The organism is Kribbella sp. NBC_01245 (assembly GCF_036226525.1).
Lineage (GTDB): Bacteria > Actinomycetota > Actinomycetes > Propionibacteriales > Kribbellaceae > Kribbella.
In genome coordinates this window covers 4078294-4103100 of the sequence record NZ_CP108487.1, presented here as the reverse complement: position 1 = coordinate 4103100, position 24807 = coordinate 4078294, and the positions used below count along the sequence as shown (strand labels likewise).

Genomic DNA, 24807 nt, shown 5'->3' with positions numbered 1-24807 from the left:
CGTGGTGATGCTGGTTAGCGGCAGGTGTAGCTGGTGGATTGGCGGGGGTCGCCAGTGCCGTTGTAGTGGGACTTGAGGGGGTAGCGGCAGAGGTCGCGGGTGGCGCCGGTGAAGGTCGCGGCGGCGATCGTTTCCGGTGCTTTGCCCTTCTCGACCCAGTCGACGACCGGGGCCAGCGGGTCGATCGGAGCCGCGCCCGCGGCCGGGCCGCAATGCTCGGCGCCCGGTGCGAGGAAGACGCGGTAGAACTGGTCCACCTTGGCCGCGCCGCCCATTCGCCGTTCGACTCGCTCGCGGTAATCCACCGTGCCGCCCCAGTGGATCAGCGAGTCCTCGGTGCCGTGCCAGGTGACCACCTTGCCGCCGGAATTCCGGAAGGCGGTCAGGTCGACGTCCTCGGCGCCGATGATCTGGTTGTACTCGAGGTAGGACTGCCGGAACAGCTGCTCGAACTCGCGATAGCCGATGGTCTTGATATCGAAGGATGGGTCCTTCTTGAGGAAGTACTTGGCCCAGTTCTCGGAGATCTGGAACGCACGCCCAGCGGTCGTCGTACCGTCCGGCCGGGTGGTCGTGCTCGCGGTGGCGGTCAGGTCGGTGCTGGGGTCGAACCCGGGCCAGAGCTGAGCGCCGTACCAGGTCTTCGGGCCGGCCCAGATCTTGCGCACGACATCCGCCTCGGCCTTGGTGATGGTGAAGGTCTGACCCTTGCACTCCACCTGTTTGCCGACCAGGGTGTGCGGGTCGAACCGGCACGTGGCGGGGTCGCGAACGATGCCGTCGACCAGGCCGTCATCCGGATCGCACTTCTCGATCGCGGCCTGGCGGAACGCGGCGAACTCGCAGCCGCTCGGGTAGACGCCCTCGGCGTTCATCACCACGTGCGGCCAGAGATCGGCCATCACGAATCTGGTCCAGTTGATCGCGGGCGCCGCCGCGTTGACCCCGTCGTAGTCGTCGGGATAACGCTGCACGTTCATCATGCCCTGGCGGCCGCCGGTCGAGCAGCCGCTCCAGTACGAATAGCTGGCCGCCTTGCCGTAGTAGGACGCGGTCACGGCCTTACCTGCCACAGCCAAGTCGTGCAGGGACCGGTACGCGAAGTTCTTCAGGAGCTCGCGATTGACGCGGCCCTTGTCGTCCAGCGCCCACTTCGACGGATTCTCGAAGTCAAAGCCGACGCCACCGTCGGTCTGAGCGGCCGCGTAGCCGCTCTTCACCGCGAGGGCGATCGAACCATCACCGTCGTACATCGAGAAGCCGCCACCGCCAAGCGCCTGGAAGCGGCCGTTCCACCCGGTCAGCGGCAGCCAGAGCCGCACCATGACGCGGTCACCTGCGCCGGGGTGCGTGAGCATGACCTTGACCTCACAGAACGGCGGCACGTCCTTGATCGGTGGCACACCCCACTCCGGCGGGAACTCGACATCGCCGCCGGGTTTGGGCACTGCGGTGGTGCTGAGGACCTTGGCTCCGGGCACGGCCGGATTCGCGACTGAATCGCAGGACTGCGCGCCTGATGGCGCAGCCGAGGCCTGGACGGGTATGACAAGCGCGGTGAGTGACAGGACCGCCAGCACTGCTCGCGATAGGCGTTTCATGGTTCTCCCTGATCTGCATGACTCCGGGCAGAAGATCGAGTCGTTTCCGACCCTAAACGCGGCCGCCGACACTTTCGCCTGGAACTCCATGCCATGGCAGCAACCCGTCAAGACCAGCTGAGTTGTGCACAGGCCTGAAGATTTCTGTCGCGGAGCGGTCTGAAACCGATAACCTCTCCAGTTGGTTTGTCGGTCGTGGATGTCGCGTTTCGCCTTGTGGATAAGGGCTCTCGGGTTTGGTATCGAACATGTGCTCGACTATAATCGAGCACATGTTCGATGATCTTCTTCGCCTGTCGCCCGACGAGATCCTGTCCGTCGGGGATGAATCGTGCGCGATCCGCGACCTGGCGGATGCACGCTTCCTGGCGGTGGTGTCGGCGTATGCCCATCACCACACCGAGCTTGATGTCCCCGCTGGTCCTGCGGAGCGTGTGGGGTCTGAGCGGTTGAAGGTGTACGGCGGTGAGGGGTGCCCGGGGGTGGGGGAGTTCGCGGTGCTGGAGTTGGGTTGCCGGTTCGGGTTGTCGCCGGGGGCTGCGTCGGACCTGGTGAGTGAGGTGCTGGCATTGCAGTACCGGTTGCCGCGGACCTGGGCGCGGGTGATGGCCGGCGAGGCGATTCCGTGGCGGGCCCGAAGAATCGCCCGCGCGTGCATGTCGCTGTCGCAAGAGGCCGCCGCGGTGGTGGATGCGAAGGTCGAGTCGTTGGTGAATTCGTTGACGCCGCGGCGGCTGATGAAGATTGTGAAGGCCGCGATGATGGAGGCCGACCCGGCCTTGGCGAAGGCTGCTGCGGATCTGGCGGCGCGTTCGCGTGGGGTATGGGTCGGCCAGTCGGACAACAACGGCACCAGAACCGCCGCGGTCCGTGCCTCGACCGGCGACATCGCCCGCTTCGATGCCGTGGTCCAGGATGTCGCCGAGACACTGGGCGCCCTGGGTGACACCGGCTCAGTGGACGAACGCCGTGCCAAGGCCCTTGGTTGGCTGGCCGATCCGTGGGCCGTCATCGAACTTCGCAACGAGCGCCGCCGCACCAATTCACCCTCCAACACCCCCACCAACCTCACCGAGGCTGCCAACTTCACCGAGGCTGCCGAGTCTGCGGATGCCGCCGGGTCTGCCGACTGCGCTGGGTCTGGTGGCTGTGCGGAGGATCGGTTGGCGCAGCGGTTGGCTGACGTCAAGGAGCGGGCCCGGGCGCGTGAACGTGAAGCGGCGCGTGTGGATCGGACCAGCGGTGGGGCCAGGGGATCCGGCGGTGCCGTTGGGTCGGGTGGGGTGCACACGATGTATCTGTTCTTGAGCGATGTGACGTTGGCGGCCGGTGAGGGAGTGGTCCGTGTTGAGGGTTTCGAGCCGCATTTGGCCTCGCAGGTGCGCGAGTTGCTGGGGCACGACAAGGTGGTCGTGAAGCCGGTGATCGATCTACGGGAGAACCTGCCGGTGGATGCGTATGAGATTCCGTTGCGGGTGCGTGAGCGGGTCCGGTTGCTGAATCCGGTGAGTCCGTTCCCGTGGTCGAACGCTGAGACGACTCTGCGGACGGATCTGGATCACATCCGGCCGTACGTTAAGGGTGGTCCGCCGGGGCAGACCAGGGTGGACAATCTCGGTCCGCTGTCGCGGACGCCGCATCGGGCCAAGACTCATGGCGGCTGGCGGTATCGGCGCCTGCCCGATGGCGCGTTCGAATGGGTCACCCGCAACGGGACTGTTTATCGCGTGGATCACAACGGCACGCGTCGTATCAGCACGCCCCGCGCGACCCACGTGCTGCAAACCATCCGACCCGCGCTACTGGCCACCCGGCCTGGATTGCAGACCACCCGACCGCCGCGGGTAAGAAGCAGACGGCGTCGCGCCACGCCCGAAGCGGTCCCCTAGCCGCGGCACCCTGAAGCGGTCCCCTAGCCGCGCCGCCCTGAGGCGGTCGGCTGCTCGCGGCGGCCCGGAGCGGTCGCCTCGTCGTGCCGGCTCCGAAGTGGCCGTCTGGTGGTGCCAGACGGAGGTGGTCGCCGGGTCCCGACACCCGTGGGCCCCGGGATAGCGGTGTAGCGCTGCGACATCTGTCGGCGGCGATATGTGTGGGGCGATCACATGGTGAGGGGCCGCGAAGGCTTCTAAGTTCTCCGGCATGGAACGACGAGCGTTGGTGACGGGGGCCGGGTCCGGGATCGGCGCTGCCTGTGTTCGGCGATTGGTGGCCGAGGGCATGGACGTGATCGCCGTCGACGCGGATTCGGAACGGCTGGCGGCGCTTGCGGCCGACGTACGGGTCGAGACCGTCACGGCGGACTTGAGCGATCTGGAGGGACTGGCTGCGCTGCCGACGGATGTTGACGTACTGGTGAATAACGCTGGCGTTCAACAGGTAGCGCCGGTTGAGCAGTTCCCGCCGGAGCGGTTCGGGTACATCTTGCGCCTGATGCTCGAGTCCCCGTTCCGCCTGATCCGGCAGACCCTGCCCCACATGTACGGCAGAGGCTGGGGGCGGGTCGTCAATATCTCGTCCGTGCACGGGTTGCGCGCCAGCCCGTTCAAGGCGGCGTACGTCGCGGCGAAGCACGGGTTGGAGGGCCTGAGCAAGGTGGTAGCCCTCGAAGGCGCTCCGCACGGCGTGACCAGCAACTGCGTCAACCCGGCGTACGTCCGTACCCCTCTGGTGACCGCACAACTGGCCGACCAAGCCGCGAGCCACGGTCTGACCGAGGCCGAGGTGCTCGAAAAGGTGCTGCTGGCGCCGCTCGCGGTCAAGCGGCTGATCGAACCCGCCGAGGTCGCGGAGCTGGTCGCCATGCTCTGCGGACCCGCGTCGAACTCACTCACGGGGACCTCACTCGTACTCGACGGCGGCTGGACCGCCCACTAACAACCAAGGAGTAGCGATGTCCCTGTCGTCGACGAGTCCGGAGCGGACCAAGACCCCGATCGGCCGCGTGGTAGGCGCGAGCCTGGTCGGCACCACCGTGGAGTGGTACGACTTCTTCCTGTACGGCGTCGCCGCGAGCGTGGTGTTCGGCGATCTCTTCTTCCCGAAGGGGGAGGAGCTCACCGGCACGCTGCTGAGCTTCGCCACGTTCGCCGTCGGGTTCTTCGCGCGGCCATTCGGCGGCGTGGTGTTCGGCCACTTCGGCGACCGCCTCGGCCGCAAGAACCTGCTGGTGCTGTCGCTGCTGATGATGGGCGTCGCGACGTTCGCGATCGGCCTGCTGCCGACGTACGCGCAGGTCGGAGCGCTCGCGCCGATCCTGCTGACCGTCTTGCGGCTCATCCAGGGTTTCGCCCTCGGCGGCGAGTGGGGTGGCGCCGTGCTGATCGTGTCGGAACACGGTGATCCCAAGCGGCGCGGCTACTGGGCGTCCTGGCCGCAGGCGGGCGCACCGGCCGGCCAGTTGATCGCGAACGGCGTGCTGGCAGCGCTCGCGGCGTTCCAGAGTGAAGAGGCGTTCGACTCGTGGGGCTGGCGAATTCCGTTCCTGCTGTCTGCTGTCCTCGTCTTGATCGGGCTCTGGGTCCGCTTGCGCGTCGAGGAATCGCCCTTGTTCAAGGCGGCTCGCGACAAGGCTGAGCCATCCAAATCCGAACGTCTGCCGTTCATCGAGGTCATCACCAAGTACCCGCGCGAGGTGCTGACGGCAATGGGCGCGCGCATGGCCGAGAACGTCAGCTACTACATCTTCACGATCGTCATCGCGACGTACGCGAAGGAACACCTCGGTCTGGGCAAGTCGTTCGCGCTGAACGCCGTACTGATCGGTGCAGCCATCCACTTCTGCGCCATCCCACTCTGGGGAGCTCTGTCGGACAGGATCGGCCGTAAGCCCGTCTACCTGATAGGAGCGGTTGGCGTCGGCATCTGGGCGTTCGTGTTCTTCCTCCTGGTCGACACGAAGAACTTCGGCCTGGCGGTGCTGGCGGTCGCGGTCGGCCTGGTGTTGCACGGAGCCATGTACGGACCGCAGGCGTCGTTCTTCACCGAGCTCTTCGGCACGCGAGTGCGGTACTCGGGCGTGTCGGTCGGCTACCAGCTCGCGTCGATCATCGCCGGCGGCCTGGCACCGTTCATCGCGGTCGCGCTGCTGAAGGCGTACGACTCCGGCTTCGCCATTGCCGTGTACGTCGCGATCTGCGCGGTGGTGTCGGTCATCGCGGTCACGTCGTACGGCGAGACGCGGCAGCGGGACCTTGCCACCGTCGACAAGGGATAGCCTCGCGGGTGTGGACGAGGTGGCGCTGACCCTGCTGAGGTTGCTGGCCGACGATGCGCCGGCGGCGGAACTGGCTGCCGCCGCCGATCGCATCGCCGTCGAGGACCCGGCCGCGCGGGACCTGGCCCTCCGGATCCGTTCCGGGATGGACGCCAGCAAGCGCCGCGCGGCCGAGTTGTCGGCGCTGGTGGACGTCGCCCGGGAGCTGGCGTCGTCCCGCGACCCGGGCCGGGTGCTCGACACGATCGTGCACCGGGCCCGGACGCTGGTGGGCACGGACGTCGCCTACCTCACCCTGTACGACCCGGATCGCGGCGACACCTTCATGCGCGCGACCGACGGCTCGGTGTCGGCGGCATTCCAGCAGTTGCGCCTTCCGCTCGGCTCCGGTCTCGGTGGGTTGGTGGCCGAGACGTACAAGCCGTACTGGACGGCGGATTACCCGGGCGACCGGCGCTTCCGGCATACCTCGACCATCGACAACGCGGTGGGCGAGGAAGGGCTGGTGGCCATTTGCGGTACGCCGTTGATCGTCGACAGTTCCTTTGTGGGTGTGCTTTTCGCGTCCAACCGGACCAGGCGGCCGTTCAGCCGCGATGAGGTCTCGCTGCTCCAGTCGCTTGCCGCGCTGGCAGCGGTGACACTCGTGCAGGTTCGCGCAGCCACCGAGACGGCCGACGCGTTGACGCAGCTTTCCGTGGCCCACGCGGGTGTCGAACATGCCGCCGCCGCGCACGACCGATTCGCCGAAATCGTCTTGTCCGGTGGAGATGTGGACGCCATCGCCGCCGCCCTCGCCGAACTCCTGGACGTCTGGGTCGTCCTGGTAGATGCCCACGGCAATGAATTGGCCAACGCCGGGGTGCCGGACCAGCTGGACCTCAGCCGGTTGCCGGCGCTCACCAACGGACGACTGACCCGGTTCGGCGACCATTGGGCGATCACGGCGACCGCCAAGGGAGAACCCCTTGGTGCGTTGGTGATCGGTGGCGTCGACGATCTCCCACCAGCCGATCGCCGCATCGTCGAACGGGCCGCCGTCGTCACCGCGTTGGTACTCCTCTTCCGCCGCCAGGCCGCCGAGCAATCCCGCCACGCCCAGGCCGACGTACTCGCTGATGCCTTGAGCGGTACGGCGGACCCCGCCGCGGTGGCCGATCGCGCCCGCCTACTCGGCCACGACATCCCGGACCGCATGGTGGTGGCGGTCTGCCGCGGCGGCGCGGATTCGCGGCTGCCCGCCGCATTGGACGACCGGGTGGTGCTGTCCGGGCGGTACGACGGCGACCTGGTGCTGGTCCTCGATTTGCCTTCGGCCGTGACGGGTGCCGCCGAACTGGCCGAGCCGGCGCGTCGTACCGGAATGACGATCGGTGTGACCGGACCAGCGGCCTTGGGCGAAGGACTGGTGGCCGCGCATCGGCAGGCCGCGCGGTTGGTGGGCACGATGACGCGCCTCGGTCGTACGGCCCGGGCGGCAGCGCCCGACGACCTCGGCCTCGCGGGACTGGTCGGCGCCGAGACGGTCGACGTCGCCGCACACGTGGCCCACGTCCTCGGTCCGCTGGTCGACTATGACGCACGCCGTGGGACGGAACTCGTGGCCACGTTGAGCGCCTACTTCGCCGCAAGCCAGAGCCCCACCCGCGCGGCTGCCGTACTGCATCTCCACCCGAACACGGTCCAGCAACGCCTCGACCGCATCACCGCCCTCCTCGGCGACGGCTGGCAACACCCGGATCGCGCCCTAGACCTCCAAGTGGCGCTCCGCCTCCGCGCCACCCTCTGAGCCGACCGGCTAGAGGTTGATCCAGTAGCGGCGGGTGTAACCGAGTTCGGTATTGCGGGTGTCTTCGAGTTCGCCGCCGGCGCGCTCGATCGTGCGCGCCGACGCGACGTTGGTGTCGTCACAAGTGACCAGGACCCGCTTCAGCCCGAGTTGGCGAGCCTCGTCGAGGACGGCCGACAAGGCCCAGGTGGCGACACCACGGCCACGGGCGGACGGCCGTACGCCGTACCCGATGTGGCCGCCGGCATTGAGCAGGAAGTCGTTGAGCTCGTGCCGCAACGAGATCGCGCCGAGGTAGTCGCCGTTCTCAACGATCCACCAGTGGTTCGCGTGCACGAACCCGTCCGCCAGCGGGGTCGTGTGGTCCGACCGCCGCCGTAGCTCCTCGACCCAGGCCGCAAAGCCCTCCGCCGTGTCGAGGTTCTGGCCCAGGTGGATCCCCGAACCATCCTGATGCGCGTCGTGGCCCCAGTCGTCCCGCGCCTCCAACCACGAGGCGTGCAGGTCAACGGTCGGCAGTATCAACTCAGGCATCAGCTTCTCCGGCGCGGAGCAGCGTTTCGAGCTCTGGAAGTCGGCCGAACATGTCGGGTAGGCCGCGCACGCCGTTGCGCACGGACTCGTGCGACAGCGCGAGGTCAGGGCCGGTGCTCGCCTCGACACCGGCCAGGCAACGGAGGATGTTCCTCCTTGTGTGCCCCAGCCAGCCGCCGATCATGAACACGAACCAGCTTGGACCCGACGGCGGCAGCACTCCGCCCCCGGCAACGTAGCCATCGAGGACCGAGCGGAAGATGGCGGGCTCGATGTTGTCGAAGCCACGTCCCTTCGCGAGGCTCAGCGCGGTCGAGCCGAGCTCGCCGGCCACGTCGAGCATCCCCGAGAGCTCCCAGTCGAGCACTACTGGCCGACCGTCTCGAGCGAGCAGGTTCCACGGTTGGATGTCCTTGTGGGTCAGGACAACGGGGCCTGCCCGTTCGCAGGTGTCGACGAAGTGGGCAATCGCGAGGAGCGTCTCGACATGGGAGGCGAGTTCGTCGGCCCACGGCTGTCCGGTCGCCGCCGCCCGCTCGGCGAGCTCGGGCCAGTCCCGTGCCGCCGGGTCCTCGATCGGCACGTGGGTCCACTCGACGTCGAGCGCGTGGATGCGCGCGAGGATCTCACCGATCTCGAACGCGTACGCCGCCGACACTGGTGCTTCGGGCATCTTCTTTCCCTCGACCCACCGGTGGACGAGCGTGTGCTGGCCGGCCGAGATCGGCTCTGGCATCGGAATGCCCGCGGCGAAGGCCGCCCGCTCGAACCTGAACACGTCCTCGACGTGGTAGGTCCGGCGGTCGACGAGGTTCAACTCCTTCACCGCGAACGACCCTTGGTCGGTGTCTAGCCGGTACGTCCGGTTGGCGAACCCGCCGTGGACGCGGATCATCGGCCCGATCGGCACACCGAGATGTGAAAGCTTCACCCACGCACTCTAGGACCCGGAGTTCATCGACGCACCGGAATTGCCGAGGCGGGGCCGGGCATTGCCAGGCTGGGGGTGAAGGAGCAGTGTGGGAAGGGACCGGTGGCGCCACCGGGACGCCACCACGACACCGAAGGGGGTGGATCGTGTACGCGCGTTCCACCACGATCATGGCCAGGCCCGAGGCGATCGACGCCGGGATCGCGCAGGTGCGCGACGAGGTGATGCCGATGCTCCAGGACATGGCGGGATGTATTGGGCTCTCGATGCTGGTCGACCGGCGGTCCGGCCTCTGCATCACGACCAGCGCCTGGGAGTCGGAGGACGCCATGCGTGCGTCTGGCGGACAGGTAACGCCGATTCGCGAGCGGATCGGGGAGATGTTGGGTGGCAGTCCGCAGGTCGAGGAGTGGGAGATCGCCGTCCTGCACCGCGATCACCGGGCCGCCGACGGAGCCTGTGTCCGGGCCACCTGGACGGAAGTGGCGCCTGATGACGTCGACCGTGGCATCGACGCCTACAAGATGAGGGTCCTGCCGGCCATGGAGGACCTCGAGGGCTTCTGCAGCGCAAGCCTGTTCGTCGATCGCGTTACCGGGCGTGGGGTCTCGTCGGTGACGTTCGACAGCCAGGAGGCGATGCACCGCAACCGCGAAGCCGCCGCTGAGCTCCGGTCGAAGTCGAGCCAGGAGGCCGGCGCCGAAGTGCTCGACGTCGCCGAGTTCGAGCTGGTGCTGGCCCACCTGCGAGTGCCCGAACTCATCTGAGCGACGCCGGCTCAGAGCAGTTGGGAGACGGCGTGGATGGCCAGGCCGGCTAGACCGCCGACCACCGTGCCGTTGATGCGGATGAACTGGAGGTCGCGGCCGACGTGCAACTCGATCCGGTCCGCGGCCTCCCGGCCGTCCCAGCGCTCGATGGTGTCCGAGATGACCGAGACGATCTCCGCGCCGTACGTGCGAATGACATAACCGACCACCTCGGCGGCGCGGAGGTCGACTTTGGCGCGCAATTCGTCGTCGGACTGGAGCCGTTCGCCGAGGGCCTTGATCTCCTGGACTGCGCGGTCCCGCAACGGCCCGGCCGGATCGGCGATGGCCTCGATCAGCGCCGTACGGAAGGCGTCCCAGACGGCGGTCAGGTTCGCGGCGAGATCGGGATGGGTAAGCATGCGCCGTTTGAACGTCTCGAACCGCTGCATCATCTCGGCGTCGGTCTGCAGATCTTCGGCGAGCTGGCTGAGCAGGCGGTCGATGGCCCGGCGGGCGGGATGCTCCGGCTTGTCCCGGACGTCGCGCAGCCAGGCCAGCGCCTCGCGGTGGATCCGGTCGATCACGATCGAGTCGACCCAACGCGGTGACCAGCGCGGCGCCCGCGGCCCGACCACCTCGGTGAGGATCTCGCGGTTGTCCTCGAGCCACTCGTACGCCTCGACCATGATCAGGTCGAACAGCGCGTGATGGGCGCCGTCCTCGACGACCGACTGGAGCAGATGGCCCGCGATCGGGCTGAGCGGCTCGTCGGCGAACCTCGGCAGTAGCGAGTCCTGGATGAACGCGGTGACCTCGGCATCACCGAGTTTCGGTAGCGCCGCGCCGACCGTGCGCGCGCCCTCGGCGACGATGCGCTCGGCGTGATTGCCGGCGACCAGCCATTCGCCCACGCGCTTGGAGACCTCGGCCGAGTGCATCTTCTCCGCGACGACAGCCTCGGAGAGGAAGTTCTCCGTGACGAACTGCTCGAGGCTCTCGGCCAGCGCGTCTTTCCGCGTCGGCACGATGGCGGTGTGCGGGATCGGCAGACCGAGCGGGCGGCGGAACAGCGCGGTCACCGCGAACCAGTCGGCCAGCGCACCGACCATCGCGGCCTCGGCGGCGGCGTTCACGTATCCCCAGCCGCCCTCGTCGTGCAGCGTCAGCAGATACACGATCGCGGCCAGCACGAGTAGCGCGAGCGCGACCCCGCGCATCTGACGCAACCCGCGCCTGCGCACCAGGTCCGCCGTACTCAGAACAACCGTTGCCATGCCTTGATCTAACCAACACGTCCCAACGCCGAGCCGCTGCGCGCGTCGGCGAGCGAGAAAGAGACCTTTGCCGCGGGAATCTTCTCAGTTAGCTAATGGTTGTCGACTCTCGCAAGCATTAGAATTTCTGGTAGGTTCACGAAAGGCGGAGACCATGAGCAAGCGGTTCGCGCAGCTTGCGTTCACGCCCGGCGTCCAGCGGCATCAGCGTCAGCACGGCAGCGACCGCGCCTATCGCGGGATGATCGAGGGGCCTGGGGAAGCCGATCGGCTCGGTCCCGACGAAGCGCTGTTCATCGGCGAACGCGACAGCTTCTACCTCGCGACCGTCGGCGAGACCGGCTGGCCGTACATCCAGCACCGCGGCGGCCCGCCGGGCTTCCTCAAGGTTCTCGACGAGAACACGATCGGATTCGCCGACTTACGGGGCAACCGCCAGTACATCACTCGCGGCAACCTCGACCACGACGACCGGGTTTCGCTGTTCCTGATGGACTACGCGAACCGGACCCGCCTGAAGATCCTCGGCAGGGCCCGGGCCATCGAGGACGACCCCGAGTTGATCGGAAGGCTGTCCGTCGAGGGCTACCCTGCGAAGGTGGAACGAGCGATCGTCATCGACGTCGAAGGCTTCGACTGGAACTGCCGGCAGCACATCCCGCAGCTGTTCCCGGCCGACGCCGTCCATGAGGCGCTGGATTCGCTGCGCCAGCGGATCGCCGAGCTCGAACGCCAGAACGCCGAACTGCGAGAGGCCCGGCCGTGACCGTGACGACTGGTCCCGTGATGGGCGAACCGCTGCCGATCGAGCTGGCCAACGCCACGTACGCCGTCCGCGGTCACCTCCAGGATGGGCTGGAAACGACCGAGCAGCTCGCCTTCTGGCTGGAGCAGGTGCGCTCGCGGCTGCCGCTCCCGCCGTCCGATGCCGACCTGCGTGACGTCAACCAGCAGGACCTGGCGACGGCGCGGGAGCTCCGCGACGCCATCCGAGCGCTGGCTGGGGCGGCCGTGGACCGTACCGCGCCGCCGCAGCCGGCCCTTGATGCGCTCAACGGCTGCGTTCGTACGGCTCCGTCCTGGCGGGAATTGCGGTGGGCCGACGCTCCCTCGGCCGAGGCGCGCAACGACGCGCGCCCCATCACCGCGGCCCTGGCCGACATCGCCGAGCTCGCCGTCGACCTGTTCGCCGGTCCAGCGCTGGCCGATCTGCGCGCCTGCCACGCTCCCGGCTGCGTCCTGTTCTTCCTCAAGGATCACCCGCGTCGCGAATGGTGCTCGGCCGGTTGCGGCAACAGAGCCCGCGTCGCCCGCCATTACCAACGCACCAAAGCCTGACTTGACTAATACTTCACCAAATGGTGAAGTATTGAGGTATGACTCTGGTGGCGACGTTCGCCGCGCTGGCTGATCCGACCCGGCAGTCGATCGTGGCCCGGCTCAGCCAGGGCGAGGCCACCATGGGCGAGCTGTCCGCGCCGCATGCGATCAGCGCGCCTGCCATGACCAAGCACGTCGGGGTGCTGGCCGACGCCGGCCTGGTCGTACGGCGGAAGGTCGGCCGAACCGTGGTCTGTTCGCTCCAGCCGCAGGCGCTTGCCGAGGTGCAGACGTGGTTGGCGGATCTCACGTCCTACTGGAACTCCAGCATCGATCGCCTGGAGCAATTGCTCTCCGAGGAGAAGTCATGACCGTTGACACCACCGCCACCGCGATCCACGTCGATCGGGTGCTCAAGGCAACCATTCAGCAGGTGTACGACGCGTGGACCCGGCCGGAGTTGCTCACCCGCTGGTACTGCCCGAACCCGGCGTGGGAGCTCACCGTTGAGACCGACCTCCGAGTCGGCGGGGCGTACGTCGTGAAGATGGGTCCGCACGTCGTCCGCGGCACCTATACCGAGCTCGACGAGCCCAGGCTGATCGCGTTCACCTGGCGCTGGGACGGCACGGAGTCCGAGGCATCGCAGGTCCGGGTGGAGCTCACCGAGGTCGATGGCGGTACGCGAATGGTGCTCGACCACACCGGCCTCGAGAACGCCGAGGACGTCGCGAACCACCTGCAGGGCTGGGAAGGCAACCTCCAGCGCCTCCCGTCCATTTTCTGAAGGTCAGAACGGATTCTGAAGGTCAGAACGGCATTCGCACCGCGGCAACAGCCTTAACTGCGGCCGGGTCGCCGTCGAGGAGCTCGATCGCCGGGTCGTCGTCGCGGCCCGAAATGGTGCGCATGTAGGCGACGGCGTCGAGCCGTACGGTGCCGACGGGCGTGCCTTCGCCGAGCTGCCAGCTGCCACCCGCCGGGCCGGTCAGCTCCAGCCCCACCGCGGGTCCCGTCCAGACGCGACCGAACTCGAGGTCGAGCAGGACTTGCGCGACCAGGTCCTGGCCGTACGGTCCTGGGTCGAACGGCCGGCCGATGGCCTGGCAGACGTCGTCCCGGTGCATCCAGAGATCGCGGGCGAGCAGGACGTCGAGGAGTAACCCGAGGGGCAGCTTCCGGAAGGCGGGGAGGTTGAGGCCGTCGACTGGCACCTTGAGATTGCGGATCAGGGCGGGTCGCCTTCGGACGACGCGATTCGCCTTGTTCCAAAGGCGTTCGAAGGTGGCGATCAGTTCGGCGGGCGGCGTACCGCGATGTCCGTCGGCCTGGATCAGCATGTGGCGGTCGAGCGGCGGCACATCCGGATAGCGGCGTTTGGCGCGTGCGTCCCGGATCGGGTTCAGCCAGAGTCTGGTCGCATCCTCGGCCTGGCCGCACAGGTGGCCGGCGATATCGGCGACGTCCCACTCGGTGCAGACCGTCGGCCGGTGCCACTCGGTCTCGTCGAGTGAGCCGAGCAGTTCCAGCCATGCCTTGACCTCGGCGGCTCGGTGGGCGAAGGCGTCTTCCTTGGTCGCCCGCGGAACCTCGCGCGCCAAGCGGACGGTCTCCGCGCTGGTCATTGCGGTAGCTCGATCGTGGCAGTGATGCTCATTTCTTCCCCCTGGAAGGTTGGTACTTGGTGACGAACAGCTCCAGGACGGCCGGCAGCAAGCGTGTGAAGCGCCCGTCCTCGAACGAGGCATCCGGTTCGTTGGCGAGTTGCTGGGACAGCAGTCCCGCAACCAGTGCCGAATGCAGCGCGACCCCCTCATCGGTCGCGGCGGCCGGGCTCAACAGGCCGGCGTCGACGGCCAACTGCAGCCCAGTGCGGAGGTCCTCAACACTCTCGACGGCAGGTGCATACGCCTCGGGCGACGGCTCGAAGCCGGGCACGGTCCGCCAGAACAACAACTGGCAATAGATCGGATTCGCGATACACCAGCGCGTGAACGACTCGGTGCCGATCCTCAGCGATTCCAGTGGATTCGCCTCGGGGCGCTCTGCCTGGGCGGCTCGATACGTGTCGCGAACGGCCTGCGAGCCGCGCTGGAAGAGCGCGTCGTAGATCGCCATCTTCGAGTCGAAGTACTGGTACAGCGACGGCGGCCGCATGCCCACCCGCCGGGCGACGGCGGACAGGCTCAAGGCCGCGACGCCCTCCGCCGCCATCAACTCCAGCGAAACGTCGAGGATCTCCTCGATCGTGTCGCGACGTCGACGGCTGCGCCGATCCAGCTCTGACGGCCCTACGTTCTTCACGCCTATAGAGAAACCTAATGGCGTTAGGTGTGTCAATGGCTCTTAGGGATGAATCGGCTCCGCAGTGAGTTGACCGGACTCGATCAAGGCGCTGACGGCGTCGGCGACCGCGTCGAGAGCGGAGTACGACGGCCGGAAGCCGAGTAGTCGGTCGGCCTTGGCCATCGAGCAGTTCGGGCTGTGGGTCAGATGGCTCCACGTGATGTCCGCGGAGTCGGCGTCGACGGTCTTGGCCCACGCGTCCCACGGCAGGAACTCCAGGTCCGCCTCCCGGCCGAACCAGTCCGCCACCTTTTCCGCATAGCCCCGCATGGTCATCGCGGCAGGCGCTACCGCATGGAAGCTCTCGCCCACGGACGCTGAAGGGTTCGCGAGCGCGGCGAGGAAGACCCCGGCGACGTCGGCCGCGTGGACGTGGTGCAGGGTCTCCATCCCGAGATGCGGCAGCGCCAGTTTCTGGCCGTCGGCGAGCCGCTGGAAGACCTCGACGCCGAGATGCCCGGCCGGGTTGATCGGCGCCCAGCCCGGTCCGGTGATGTGGCCGGGATGGATCACCGTCGCGGGCAGCCCGCTTTGGCTCAAGAGGGACGCCTCGATCGCCGCCTTGGCAACGCCGTACGAGCCGATCGGACGCCGCGGCGAGTCCTCCGTGGTCGGCACCAGCGTGCTCGGCCCGTGCACCCAGATCGTGCCGCAATGCAGGAGATGCCGTACTCGCCCGCACAGCGCTTCCCCCAACTGCGCGGCGCTTTCCTCGGTGAAGCAGATGAGATCGATGACCGCCTCGGCCTCGAGCGCGGCCATCTGCGCGCCGAACGTCCCGCGCGCCTCCTCGTCCTTCCGATCCAGCTCCACGATCCGGACGTGCTGCCAACTCTCGCTCGGACGATATGGCCGGCGAGCGCCTCGACTCACCACGATCACGTCGTGCCCGGCCGCGACCAGCTGCGGTACCAGGAACGTGCCGATATGCCCTGTGCCTCCGATAACGAGAACTCGCATGCCTCGACCATATGCATTGGCGCTTTGGGTACCGAGGTCAAATGGAACTTCGCGATGGATCTTTCCGCCGAGCGGCCTGGCTGTTACCGCATGCGGCGGCGCGGGTCGCCGGTCGGGGTGCCGCCCGCATCACCGCGCAGGCTGTCGGTCGGCTCGAAGGCTTGAGCGGTGCCGGCGTGAGTCGCGTGGCCACCCGGATCTCGCCTCGCCTGGCGGGCCGCAATCCGGGGCTGGTGAAGATCCCGCCGGAGTGGGCTGCCTGCGTGGACGTACGACGTGAGGGGTTGCGTCTGGCGCTGGATTTGCGCGACAACTTGCAGGCGATCCTCTATTACGCCGGGCGATACGAACCCGCGATGCGCGATTTCCTGCACCGCGAACTCCGTGCTGGTGATGTCGTGATGGACGTCGGCGCCAACATCGGGCTGCACACGCTGACGGCGGTACGGCGCTTGCGCGGGCTGGGCGGCGGCCGGGTGATCGCGTTCGAGCCGGCCGACGACTGCGTGCGCAAGTTGGTCGCCACGGCTGCCGCCAACGGGCTCGCGGGCAGCGATGTACTCGAGGTGGTGCCGGTTGCGCTGGGGGATCGCGCCGAGGTCGCGGACCTTCGCGCCGACAGCCGGTACGACGTTGCCGATGCGGGGGTGCGTTCGTTGTCGGGCGACGGCGAGATCGTTCAGCAGGTGCCGGTGGTGCGCCTCGACGACTGGGCGGCCGAACATGGTCTCGACAGACTCGACGTCGTCAAGCTGGACGTCGAAGGCGCCGAGCACGCAGCGCTCTCCGGTGGCCGCCGAACCCTTACCCGGTTGAAGCCTCGCGTCGTACCGGTCGAAGACAAACGCGCGGAAGGTCGCCGTGAACTCCACGATCTCCTGGCCGCTCTCGGATACCACCCGACCGGCCAGGTCTTGGACCACAACGCTCTCTTCCGGCGCTAGCACGGGCGAAGGGGTGTCGCAACGGTTTGTGCGTTGATGGCGCACGTGCGCAAGAGCCCGGGCCGGCCGGTGGGTGCGGGCGCAACCTGGATCACGGCGGCGGGAGGTCGCCATACCGGATCGAGGGAGTGCGCGATGAGCAAAGGAACACGGCGGTTGGCGGCGGGTTTGATGGTGAGCGCGGGGTTGATGGGCGGGGTCGTGGTGGGTACGCAGCCCGCGGCGGCTTATCCGTCGAACTGCCACTACGGGATCAGCAGCCTCGGGACGGTGTCCGCCTGGTGTGCCGGGGGTTCGGGCAGCGTGCGGGCCGTGGCCGGGTGTGAGTGGTTCGGGTGGTGGACGACCGCCTACGGGAACTGGGTGAACGTCAACCAAGGCGCATCCCACGTGAGTTGCCCTTGGCCGTACGGCGTTCGCTGGGGCGGCTTCAACGCTCGGGACTGAAGCCCAGCGGCCCCTCTCCGCAGTACGGGGGCGGAGAGGGGCCTTCCGCCGTCGCAAGGCCGCCATCAACGCGCAGTGACCGACGCTCGTGCCGGCGCTCGTTCTGGTGCCGTACGTCAAAGGTTCGTCAAGGCTGGCGGAATCGGCGACGGGCTGTTCCCGCTGGGTGAGCGAATCCGCTACGGTCCGGGCGTGCCGTGGTGCTGCCACGGCATCACGGGGCTCGATTTGTCAAGACACATAAGGGATTTGCTGACACATGACGAACCCGCCCAATCGTCCGTCCGACCCGCACCCGTTCACTCCTCCCTCGTCCGGCCATAGCCCTTTCGCCTCCGGCCCGTCTGATCCGTCTGATCCGTCCGGACCGCGTCGTCGTTGGCTGGCGCCGATTGTCGGGATCGGCGCCACCGTCGCCGTACTCGCGGGAATCACTTGGATCGCAAGCCGCAACGACACCTCGCCGTCGAGCCAGGACAGCCCGCTGGTGGTATCGACCGACGCCCCGACCACTGATCCGGACAACGCGGGCGGCTCTGACCCGACGGCGCCGGGCGACGACTCGACGGGTACGCCGACGATGACGCCGACCAAGGCGACGCCCACGCCGCGTCCGACGCCGACCAAGGCACGGGCGACCACGCCCAAGCCGACGCGTACGCCGTCCACCCGGCCCGCCACCCGTCCGCCCACGTCGCGCCCGACGACCCGGCCGACGACGCCGCCGACCACCAAGCCGACGCCGCGGCCGACCACGCCGAAGCCGACTGTGCCGCCCGCGGCTCCGGGGACCAAGGAGCAACAGGTCCTGACGCTGACCAACAGGGAGCGCGCCAAAGCCGGCTGTGGACCACTACGGATGAACACCGCCTTGTTCCGCGCGGCCGAGGGGCACGCGAGGGACATGGTCGCCAAGAACTACTTCAGCCACACGAGCGCCGATGGCCGGAGCCCGTGGGACCGCATGAAGCAGGCTGGTTACTCAGGTGGTGCCATGGCAGAGAACATCGCCGCCGGTCAGACCACCGCCGCCGCCGTAGTCGAGGCGTGGATGAACAGCGAAGGCCACCGCGCGAACATCGAGAACTGCACCTACAAGCTCCTCGGTGTCGGGCATCACTCCAATCACTGGGTCCAGAACTTCGGCGGCTGACAACGATGTAGCCGGTGTTCGTCGCAAGTAGCTATCCGCGATGCGGGTGGGCCATTTAAGGTCACCCAATGGCCCACTCGCAGAGCGTGATCCTCCAGACGATCCTCGCCGCCATTGACCGTCGCCACGAGATCGTCGACATCGTCTTCGACGCGGCCTCGGAGGATGACGCGCTGGCAAAGATCGCCGAACTCCTCAACGTCGACCAGGTCATGGCCGGCGCCGTGCTCGACCAGCAGTTCCGCTGCCTGCTGCCCGAACGCCGCACCCGCATGACCGACCAGCAGAACGCCCTGACGACCTAACGCAAGGGCTTACGCCCAACGCCAGGCGCTAGTCGCCGCTGCGCGCCACGTCGGAGCTGCGGGCCGCGTCGACGCCATCGCTGAATCGCCGGGTGGTGTCGTTCTCGTCGGGGCCGGTTAGGTCGGCGATCGACGGGGGAGTTAGGCCGAGGGCGGCCAGGTCGCGAAGCGCCACGCGTTTTCGGCGCACAGCGTCGTACCGGCGATGCCTGGTTTCGGTGGTCAGGTTCTCCAGGCGTTGGAGCTCGGGGCCGAATTCGGCGCGCCACTCGGCAAGCAGTACGTCGCGTTGGGGGCGGACGAGTTCCTCGACCCGCTCGAACCATCGGCGCCTGTGCCACCGCCAGGGCAGGCCGTGCCGCCAGGACCAATCGCCTTTATCGGTATCCGCATGCGCTTGCGCATCCGCGAGCGCAACGTCGTATCGGTCGTCTCGTTGTTTTCGCAGCGCAGTCGACCGGAGTTGCCAGTCATCGATCAGACCGGTCGCCTGTTCCTCGTCGATCACCGCCGTGAAGTAGTCGATCAGCAATCGCGAGCGGGCATCGGCCGCACCACTCGCGCGTAGGTCGTCAAGTTGTCGTCGGGCTTCCTCGTCATTCGGCATAGATCCCTCCCGTATCCAGGCCAGCACGGCCACAAAACCAACCCTAGACGGCGCCACCGACAGTTTTCGGCGCCCGAATTTCCCAACAAAACAAGGCGATCCGGGATGACCGGCAACAGACGGGCGCCCACAGCCCATCCGGTCAGCGCAAGGCCCAGCACAAGGTCGATTGCAAGGCTCAGCGCAAGGGTAAGCGGTTCCCCAACCATTGACAGTGTGCCAAGGATGTCGCCATGCTTCGAAATCGTTAGGAATACTTCCTAACTAAACGCGCTGGTCCAAGAAGTCCCCTGCCCGACCTTCGCGGTTCCCCGCACCGGAATAGTAGGAGGCAGCTGTGGCACCACGAGCAGTTTGGCGTGCCGTTTCATGCGGTTTCGCCATCGCGGTCATCTCGGCAGGGCTGGGGCCTTTCGCGGCTCCCAGTCAGGCCGCGGCGACCGATTATGAGGCAGAGGACGCGACCATCTCACAAGGCGTGGTCGAGTCGAATCACGCCGGCTTTTCCGGTCGTGGTTTCGTCAACTACAACAACCTTGTCGGCAGTTACGTCGAATGGACCGTGCCCGCGACAACGGCAGGCCCGGCCGACGTGACCCTGCGATATGCCAACGGGACAACGGCATCCCGCCCACTCGACTTCACCGTGAACGGCGTGGCCGGCGCCGTCGGCATCACCTTCCCCGGCACCGGCGCCTGGTCGACCTGGCAGACCAAGACGGTCAAACTCCAGCTCGCCGCCGGGACCAACAAGATCCGCGCCCGCGCCACCACGGCCGACGGCGGCCCGAACGCGGACAAGCTGACGGTCAACCCGACCAGCACCGACACCCAGCCGCCAACGCCACCCGGCAATCTCGTCGTCAGCAATATCAAGTCGAACGCCGCGACCTTCACCTGGTCGGCCGCTTCGGACAACGTCGGCGTGACCCGCTACGAGGTCAACCGCGGTGGCAACCTACTCAAGGTGGTCGACGGCACCACGCTGACCGCCACCGTGGACACGCTCACCCCGAACACCAGCTACGACATCTCGGTTGGCGCCGTCGATGCCGCGGGCAACGCCTCGCAGCAGAGCAACGTGGTCACGTTCACCACCCCACCCAGCACTGATACCGAACCGCCAACCGTGCCAGGCAGTCTGCGCTCGACCGGCGTGACCGCGAACAGCGTCTCGCTGGCCTGGAACGCCTCGACCGACAACAGCGGCACCATCGCCGGGTACGACGTCTACCAAGGCACCACCAAGGTCTCGACGACGTCCTCCCTGACCGCGACTATCACCAACCTCGCGCCCAACACGTCGTACACCTTCGCCGTCAAGGCGCGTGATCCCGACAACAACGCCTCCGCGGCCAGCAATGCCGTCACGGTTCGCACCAGCAGCACGGGCGGCGGCGGCATCCCCGAGTACGAGCGGAACATCGCGAACGTCGATCTCGGTTGGAGTGTCGCCTTCTTGCCGGACGGCTCAGGTTCGGCATTGGTCACCGAGCGGGATCGCTTCGAGGTGTTGCGGGTCAGCTCGACCGGACAGAAGACGACGCTCGGCAAGGTCCCGGGCGCGGTCACGACGACCGGCGAGGGCGGCCTGCTGGGATTGGCGTTGTCACCCGATTTCGCCAATGACCATTGGGTTTACTTCTACCACTCGGCCGCGAACGACAACCGGATCGTGCGGATGAGATACGAGAACGGGCAGCTCGGTACGACGTCCGAACCGGTGCTCACCGGTCTGGCCAAGAACCGGTACCACAACGGCGGCCGGATCCGCTTCGGCCCGGACGGCAAGCTGTACGCGGCAGTCGGCGATGCCCAGAGCGGCGCCAACGCGCAGAACCGCGGTTCGCTGAACGGCAAGATCCTGCGCATCAACCCGGATGGGACGGCGCCGAGCGACAACCCGTTCTTCAGCACTGGCGGCAATGCGCGCTACGTGTACAGCCTCGGACACCGCAACCCGCAAGGCCTCGCCTGGGATTCGCGCGGTCAATTGTGGGCGGCGGAGTTCGGCGACAACAGCCAGGACGAGCTCAACCTGATCCAGAAGGGCGGCAACTACGGTTGGCCCGCCTGTGAGGGGACCATCGGCGATTGCGGCGGCTACATCGCGCCGAAGCGCACCTGGTCGACCGCGCAGGCAGGCCCGAGTGGCGTGGAGATCGTGAACGACTGGATCTACATCGCCGGCGTGACCGGTGCCCAGTTGTGGGTCACGCAGATCAACTCGACCGGTACGGGCGTGGGCACCCCGCAGGCGTTGTTCTCGGGGCGGTGGGGCCGGCTGCGCAGCGTCACGCGAACGCCGGATGGCGCGCTCTGGCTGACATCTACCAACAACGACAAGAACGGCGGTACGCCCAGCACGATCGACAACGTGATCGTGCGCTTGAGGTTCCCCGCCTAGCGTTCTAGAAGGCCTTCGAGATAGGCCTCGAGGTGCTGCCGGAGTAAATCCGGAGTGAGGTCGTCGCGCCCGCATTGCCGCCAGGGCACGGCGACCTTCTCCGCGTCCGGCGCGAACCCGAGGGCATCCAGGAAGTACCAGTACTTGTCGCGGGCCAACACCCCGCCGGCCGCGACGTACGCCGCGGGAAACGCGAGACCAACGGAAGGCCCGTGCAACAACGCGAGCGCGGTCGAGCAGTGCGCGACATCGAGATCGGCCGGACCCCACGACGTCTCGACCCAGTCCACGATGCCGCTGATCCGGCCCTCGTCGAACAACACGTTGCCCGGATGGAAGTCCCGATGCAAAAAGACCGGGTCGTACGACGGAGGGTCCGCGCGGATGACGTCCACCGCGGCCGTCCACGTCGTCCCGGCGTCGGCGGGGAGTTGCACGCGCTCGGGCGACGTCCACGCCTGGTAGACCCGCGGCCGAGTGCTCTCGTCGACCTCGACCTGGTGGATCGCGACCAGCTGGGCGGCGAGTTGCGCGGCGATACCCGGATCATCCAGGCAGATCCGCCCGGGCAATAACGTCATCAGCAACGAGGGATCCGCACAGCTCGCGCCGACTGCGTCAACGGCGACCAGCGAGGCGGCGGGAATCGCCGTACGGCCAAGCAGCGTGAGGATATCGGCCTCGCGCGTGAGCAGGCCCTCCGCATGACGCCGGTAGAACTCGCTCACGAACGACCGCAAAACCAACGATCGTTCGGTGGTCTCGACCCGGCGCATCTCGGACGTCCAGCCGCCCGTCAGCCGTACGACGTCCTTGACCATCTCGCCGGTCTCGAGCTCGATCCATTGCCGTGTGGTATCCGCGATCACCCCCCGACCCTAACGCCCCCCGCGGGCTCGAGTTGCCGTCCCTATTCCGAGGGTCGACCCGCGGAATGGGGAGTCGACCTGCCAAATTTCGCGAGTCCACCCCCTATTCCGAGGGTCGACCCTCGGAATAGGGGGCGACCGCGCGCGGAGGTGGGAAACGACGCGCCTCTGCCCGGGCGCGCACTCGGCGAGTCCGGGCAGAGGCGGCGAACGGCGAACCGCTACGTGGTGAGGACGGAAGTACGTGGGCGGAGGAGGAAGGCCGCGGCGTACGCGAGGGCGGCGATGATGAGCAGGCCGTCGAAGCCGATCATCAGGCCGAGGTACTCCAGACAACCGCCGACCATCGCGCCGAGCAGGTTGGCGCCGAAGCTGGCAGTCCCGTCGGCCGTGTCGCTGAAGCGCTTCGCGAAGATCACGTTCGCCGCGAAGATCGGCAGGAACGCGACCGTCACCGCGGCGACGATGCGCAGCGGCAGCGGCATCGCCAGGAACCAGCTGTCCGGGAAGACCCAGCTCAGGGCGAGCCCCGCGAACAACACGGCGAACATCACCTTCATAGGTGGTGTCTTGAACCTACGCGTCACTTCGACCGCTGCGAGCACGGCCAGCAGCACACCCGTGAAGACGATCGCGTTGACCACCCACGTCGTACCGAACAGCAACGCGAAGCTCGTGATGCTCTTGGTCTGCAGAAGCATGAAGCCCACGCCCAGCAGGAAGAGATCGGCGTACGGACGCATGCGCCGGTACGAGCCGCCACCACCGGCAATGCCGACAGCAACGATTCCTGCCACCAGGATCAGCCCAAGCGTCACCAGGTACAGCGAGGGGATCCTGTCGGTGAACAGGTACAGGAACGGCCGGTTGTCCGTCGCAGGCGGCGGAGTGTCGGCAGCGGCCGCAGTCCAAGCCGTTGAGCCACACTGCTGGTCCGCCGAGGTCAGACCGACCGTGACGACGGCTTGCTGCAACACGTCGCCGACCTTGTCCACGCAAGGCCCGTGGCCGAAGGCGTCGTTGGCGGTCAGTGCGAGCCGGTCGATCAGCCAGCTCTCGCGGTAGAAGTTGTACATCGCGAACGCGCCACCCGGGTTCAGGTGATCGCGTGCGCTCTCAAAGGCCTGCTTGGTGAAGAGGTAGCTCTCGAGCCGCAAGGAGCTGGCGCCGCTCACCAGCGTCAGTGAGTCCGGCAGCGCGAACAGGATCAGGTCGTACTTCTTGTCCGTCCGCGAAAGGAATGCCCGGCCGTCGTCGACGTGGGTGGTCACTCGCGGGTCGGAGTACGGGCGGTCGGGGTGCCGGGTTCGGCCGATCTCCAGCAGCGACGGGTCGATCTCGACGGCGTCGACGTGCTGTGCGCCCTTCTGCAGGGCAATCGCGACATCGGTGCCACTACCGGCTCCGACGATCAGTACGTTCTTCGGCTGGTTGGTGATGCGCTGGTAGGGCAGGCCGTACTGCGATTCCAGCTCGAGCCGGGTGGCCGCGGGGTACGCCTGCTGATGCGGGACGCCGTTCACGGTGATCGTCAGCACCAAAGCGTTGCGGAAGGTCGAAGCCTCGGTCAGCACCTTGTAGTACGGCGACCAGCGCAAGTTGTCCTGAGTGGACTCGTTGAAGAGCACCGCCACCACGATCAGCAGGGGCGTGACCACGAGCGCAGCGGCCAGTCCGGTCGCCACTGCGCGTTGCTGCGGAACCATCAGCACCGCGAAGACGATCAGCACGATCAGGCCCCACCACACCGGCGGTGCGCCCAGGAACGACAGCGCTGTGAACGTGACGATTCCGGTGATACTGCCGATCAGGTCGAACCTGTACGCCGTAAGCCGGGGCAGCTCGGCGAAACAACGCGCGACCAGTTCAGCCGGGCCGGCCAGCACGATCGCGGCCGCGAGGAAGACGAGCGGCAGGATCACGTGGGCCGAGGGGCCGCTGGTCTCGAGGCTGGTGAAGTAGATGACGTTCGAGTCGCCGCCGCGATCAACGGAGACGGGTTTCCAGGCAACGAATCCGACCAGCAGTGCGAGCGCGATGGGCGAGTAGTACGGCAGCCGCTTCGTGCGGCTGGCGCGCAGGAAGCCGACGCCGATGCCCAGGAAGGACCCGAGCAGTACGAAGTTCGAGAAATAACTCAGATGGACGACATTGGACCCGGTCCACCGGATCAGCGCCAGCTCGAGGAAGAGCATCAGGGCACTGGCGATGACCAGACGTCGTCGCGGGCCGAGGGGGGAGTGCCAAGGGGATGCGGTCGAGCCGGGGGAGGCTTCCCGGGTGTCGTCGATCTGCTCCTGGTTCGTCATCGTGCGGACGTTACCGATCTTCGGGTCACTTCTGCCAACGGGCGAC

General features: G+C 67.4%; 24 protein-coding genes. 14 read left to right on the top strand and 10 right to left on the bottom strand.

The genetic code is table 11. The features are described 5' to 3' along the window. Window positions 1-14: 14 nt before the first annotated feature. Window positions 15-1601, bottom strand: a complete 1587-nt coding sequence (locus OG394_RS18200) for a tannase/feruloyl esterase family alpha/beta hydrolase (protein WP_328996580.1) — start codon at window positions 1599-1601, stop codon at window positions 15-17. 272 nt (window positions 1602-1873) lie between these two features. Here OG394_RS18200 and OG394_RS18195 point away from each other — a divergent pair, with 272 nt between their 5' ends. From OG394_RS18195 to OG394_RS18180, 4 genes are all read left to right on the top strand, one after another. Continuing rightward, window positions 1874-3490 (top strand): hypothetical protein, encoded by a 1617-nt coding sequence (locus OG394_RS18195; protein WP_328996579.1) that lies wholly within the window; start codon window positions 1874-1876, stop codon window positions 3488-3490. 250 nt (window positions 3491-3740) lie between these two features. Continuing rightward, entirely contained in the window at window positions 3741-4475 is a 735-nt protein-coding gene (locus OG394_RS18190; protein ID WP_328996578.1) for an SDR family NAD(P)-dependent oxidoreductase, read from the top strand. Window positions 4476-4491: 16 nt separating this feature from the next. Then, window positions 4492-5814, top strand: coding sequence for an MFS transporter (locus OG394_RS18185; protein ID WP_328996577.1), 1323 nt, complete (start codon window positions 4492-4494; stop codon window positions 5812-5814). A 10-nt stretch (window positions 5815-5824) separates the two neighbouring features. Then, window positions 5825-7603, top strand: a complete 1779-nt coding sequence (locus tag OG394_RS18180) for a helix-turn-helix domain-containing protein (RefSeq protein ID WP_328996576.1) — start codon at window positions 5825-5827, stop codon at window positions 7601-7603. Window positions 7604-7612: 9 nt separating this feature from the next. Here OG394_RS18180 and OG394_RS18175 read toward each other — a convergent pair whose 3' ends face one another. Together OG394_RS18175 and OG394_RS18170 are read right to left on the bottom strand one after the other, a co-directional pair. Further along, window positions 7613-8137: a GNAT family N-acetyltransferase gene (locus tag OG394_RS18175; protein WP_328996575.1), complete on the bottom strand. Its 525-nt coding sequence runs from the start codon at window positions 8135-8137 to the stop codon at window positions 7613-7615. After that, window positions 8130-9068, bottom strand: a complete 939-nt coding sequence (locus OG394_RS18170) for a phosphotransferase family protein (RefSeq protein WP_328996574.1) — start codon at window positions 9066-9068, stop codon at window positions 8130-8132. Before OG394_RS18170 ends, OG394_RS18175 begins: the two co-directional genes overlap by 8 nt. A gap of 146 nt (window positions 9069-9214) precedes the next feature. Between OG394_RS18170 and OG394_RS18165 the strand changes: the two genes are divergently transcribed. Beyond that, complete coding sequence (locus OG394_RS18165; RefSeq protein WP_328996573.1) at window positions 9215-9835, top strand: antibiotic biosynthesis monooxygenase; 621 nt, start codon at window positions 9215-9217, stop codon at window positions 9833-9835. 11 nt (window positions 9836-9846) lie between these two features. Here the strand turns inward: OG394_RS18165 and OG394_RS18160 are convergent, their stop codons facing one another. Beyond that, complete coding sequence (locus OG394_RS18160) at window positions 9847-11094, bottom strand: DUF445 domain-containing protein (protein ID WP_328996572.1); 1248 nt, start codon at window positions 11092-11094, stop codon at window positions 9847-9849. Between the two features lie 154 nt (window positions 11095-11248). On the opposite strand from OG394_RS18160, the gene OG394_RS18155 reads away from it, so the two are divergent. From OG394_RS18155 to OG394_RS18140, 4 genes are read left to right on the top strand one after another with little or no spacing between them, the layout of a single operon-like run. Then, window positions 11249-11860, top strand: coding sequence for a pyridoxamine 5'-phosphate oxidase family protein (locus OG394_RS18155; protein ID WP_328996571.1), 612 nt, complete (start codon window positions 11249-11251; stop codon window positions 11858-11860). Then, complete coding sequence (locus OG394_RS18150) at window positions 11857-12432, top strand: CGNR zinc finger domain-containing protein (RefSeq protein ID WP_328996570.1); 576 nt, start codon at window positions 11857-11859, stop codon at window positions 12430-12432. Before OG394_RS18155 ends, OG394_RS18150 begins: the two co-directional genes overlap by 4 nt. 38 nt (window positions 12433-12470) lie before the next feature. Then, entirely contained in the window at window positions 12471-12785 is a 315-nt protein-coding gene (locus tag OG394_RS18145; protein WP_328996569.1) for an ArsR/SmtB family transcription factor, read from the top strand. Next, window positions 12782-13201 (top strand): SRPBCC family protein, encoded by a 420-nt coding sequence (locus OG394_RS18140; RefSeq protein ID WP_328996568.1) that lies wholly within the window; start codon window positions 12782-12784, stop codon window positions 13199-13201. Before OG394_RS18145 ends, OG394_RS18140 begins: the two co-directional genes overlap by 4 nt. Window positions 13202-13223: 22 nt before the next feature. Here the strand turns inward: OG394_RS18140 and OG394_RS18135 are convergent, their stop codons facing one another. Genes OG394_RS18135 through OG394_RS18125 form a run of 3 tightly spaced genes read right to left on the bottom strand, consistent with a single transcriptional unit; the run spans window position 13224 to window position 15720 of the window. Then, window positions 13224-14039 (bottom strand): maleylpyruvate isomerase family mycothiol-dependent enzyme, encoded by an 816-nt coding sequence (locus tag OG394_RS18135; RefSeq protein WP_328996567.1) that lies wholly within the window; start codon window positions 14037-14039, stop codon window positions 13224-13226. 28 nt (window positions 14040-14067) lie between these two features. Beyond that, a complete protein-coding gene (locus tag OG394_RS18130; RefSeq protein ID WP_328996566.1) occupies window positions 14068-14718 on the bottom strand; it encodes a TetR/AcrR family transcriptional regulator in 651 nt (216 codons plus the stop codon). Between the two features lie 42 nt (window positions 14719-14760). Continuing rightward, a complete protein-coding gene (locus OG394_RS18125) occupies window positions 14761-15720 on the bottom strand; it encodes an NAD-dependent epimerase/dehydratase family protein (RefSeq protein WP_328996565.1) in 960 nt (319 codons plus the stop codon). Window positions 15721-15761: 41 nt separating this feature from the next. Here OG394_RS18125 and OG394_RS18120 point away from each other — a divergent pair, with 41 nt between their 5' ends. The 4 genes from OG394_RS18120 (at window position 15762) to OG394_RS18105 (ending at window position 18569) form a co-directional block, all read left to right on the top strand. Continuing rightward, window positions 15762-16664, top strand: coding sequence for an FkbM family methyltransferase (locus tag OG394_RS18120; protein ID WP_328996564.1), 903 nt, complete (start codon window positions 15762-15764; stop codon window positions 16662-16664). Between the two features lie 135 nt (window positions 16665-16799). Next, entirely contained in the window at window positions 16800-17111 is a 312-nt protein-coding gene (locus OG394_RS18115; protein WP_328996563.1) for a hypothetical protein, read from the top strand. A 259-nt stretch (window positions 17112-17370) separates the two neighbouring features. Further along, entirely contained in the window at window positions 17371-18264 is an 894-nt protein-coding gene (locus OG394_RS18110; protein WP_328996562.1) for a CAP domain-containing protein, read from the top strand. A 68-nt stretch (window positions 18265-18332) separates the two neighbouring features. Next, window positions 18333-18569: a hypothetical protein gene (locus OG394_RS18105; RefSeq protein WP_328996561.1), complete on the top strand. Its 237-nt coding sequence runs from the start codon at window positions 18333-18335 to the stop codon at window positions 18567-18569. Window positions 18570-18597: 28 nt separating this feature from the next. Here OG394_RS18105 and OG394_RS18100 read toward each other — a convergent pair whose 3' ends face one another. Then, window positions 18598-19176, bottom strand: coding sequence for a hypothetical protein (locus tag OG394_RS18100; RefSeq protein WP_328996560.1), 579 nt, complete (start codon window positions 19174-19176; stop codon window positions 18598-18600). Between the two features lie 337 nt (window positions 19177-19513). On the opposite strand from OG394_RS18100, the gene OG394_RS18095 reads away from it, so the two are divergent. Next, window positions 19514-21583: a PQQ-dependent sugar dehydrogenase gene (locus OG394_RS18095; protein ID WP_328996559.1), complete on the top strand. Its 2070-nt coding sequence runs from the start codon at window positions 19514-19516 to the stop codon at window positions 21581-21583. Here OG394_RS18095 and OG394_RS18090 read toward each other — a convergent pair. Both OG394_RS18090 and OG394_RS18085 read right to left on the bottom strand, forming a co-directional pair. Continuing rightward, window positions 21580-22452, bottom strand: a complete 873-nt coding sequence (locus OG394_RS18090) for a phosphotransferase family protein (protein ID WP_328996558.1) — start codon at window positions 22450-22452, stop codon at window positions 21580-21582. The two genes, OG394_RS18095 and OG394_RS18090, sit on opposite strands and share 4 nt — an antisense overlap. Window positions 22453-22673: 221 nt before the next feature. After that, entirely contained in the window at window positions 22674-24761 is a 2088-nt protein-coding gene (locus OG394_RS18085; RefSeq protein ID WP_328996557.1) for a spermidine synthase, read from the bottom strand. Between the last annotated feature and the right edge of the window lie 46 nt (window positions 24762-24807).

Coding starts and splice junctions, on each gene's coding strand:
- OG394_RS18200 (WP_328996580.1), bottom strand. CDS start 1,601: ATGAAACGCCTATCGCGAGCAGTGCTGGCGGTCCTGTCACTCACCGCG.
- OG394_RS18195 (WP_328996579.1), top strand. CDS start 1,874: ATGTTCGATGATCTTCTTCGCCTGTCGCCCGACGAGATCCTGTCCGTC.
- OG394_RS18190 (WP_328996578.1), top strand. CDS start 3,741: ATGGAACGACGAGCGTTGGTGACGGGGGCCGGGTCCGGGATCGGCGCT.
- OG394_RS18185 (WP_328996577.1), top strand. CDS start 4,492: ATGTCCCTGTCGTCGACGAGTCCGGAGCGGACCAAGACCCCGATCGGC.
- OG394_RS18175 (WP_328996575.1), bottom strand. CDS start 8,137: ATGCCTGAGTTGATACTGCCGACCGTTGACCTGCACGCCTCGTGGTTG.
- OG394_RS18160 (WP_328996572.1), bottom strand. CDS start 11,094: ATGGCAACGGTTGTTCTGAGTACGGCGGACCTGGTGCGCAGGCGCGGG.
- OG394_RS18155 (WP_328996571.1), top strand. CDS start 11,249: ATGAGCAAGCGGTTCGCGCAGCTTGCGTTCACGCCCGGCGTCCAGCGG.
- OG394_RS18145 (WP_328996569.1), top strand. CDS start 12,471: ATGACTCTGGTGGCGACGTTCGCCGCGCTGGCTGATCCGACCCGGCAG.
- OG394_RS18140 (WP_328996568.1), top strand. CDS start 12,782: ATGACCGTTGACACCACCGCCACCGCGATCCACGTCGATCGGGTGCTC.
- OG394_RS18135 (WP_328996567.1), bottom strand. CDS start 14,039: ATGACCAGCGCGGAGACCGTCCGCTTGGCGCGCGAGGTTCCGCGGGCG.
- OG394_RS18125 (WP_328996565.1), bottom strand. CDS start 15,720: ATGCGAGTTCTCGTTATCGGAGGCACAGGGCATATCGGCACGTTCCTG.
- OG394_RS18120 (WP_328996564.1), top strand. CDS start 15,762: ATGGAACTTCGCGATGGATCTTTCCGCCGAGCGGCCTGGCTGTTACCG.
- OG394_RS18115 (WP_328996563.1), top strand. CDS start 16,800: ATGAGCAAAGGAACACGGCGGTTGGCGGCGGGTTTGATGGTGAGCGCG.
- OG394_RS18110 (WP_328996562.1), top strand. CDS start 17,371: ATGACGAACCCGCCCAATCGTCCGTCCGACCCGCACCCGTTCACTCCT.
- OG394_RS18105 (WP_328996561.1), top strand. CDS start 18,333: ATGGCCCACTCGCAGAGCGTGATCCTCCAGACGATCCTCGCCGCCATT.
- OG394_RS18100 (WP_328996560.1), bottom strand. CDS start 19,176: ATGCCGAATGACGAGGAAGCCCGACGACAACTTGACGACCTACGCGCG.
- OG394_RS18085 (WP_328996557.1), bottom strand. CDS start 24,761: ATGACGAACCAGGAGCAGATCGACGACACCCGGGAAGCCTCCCCCGGC.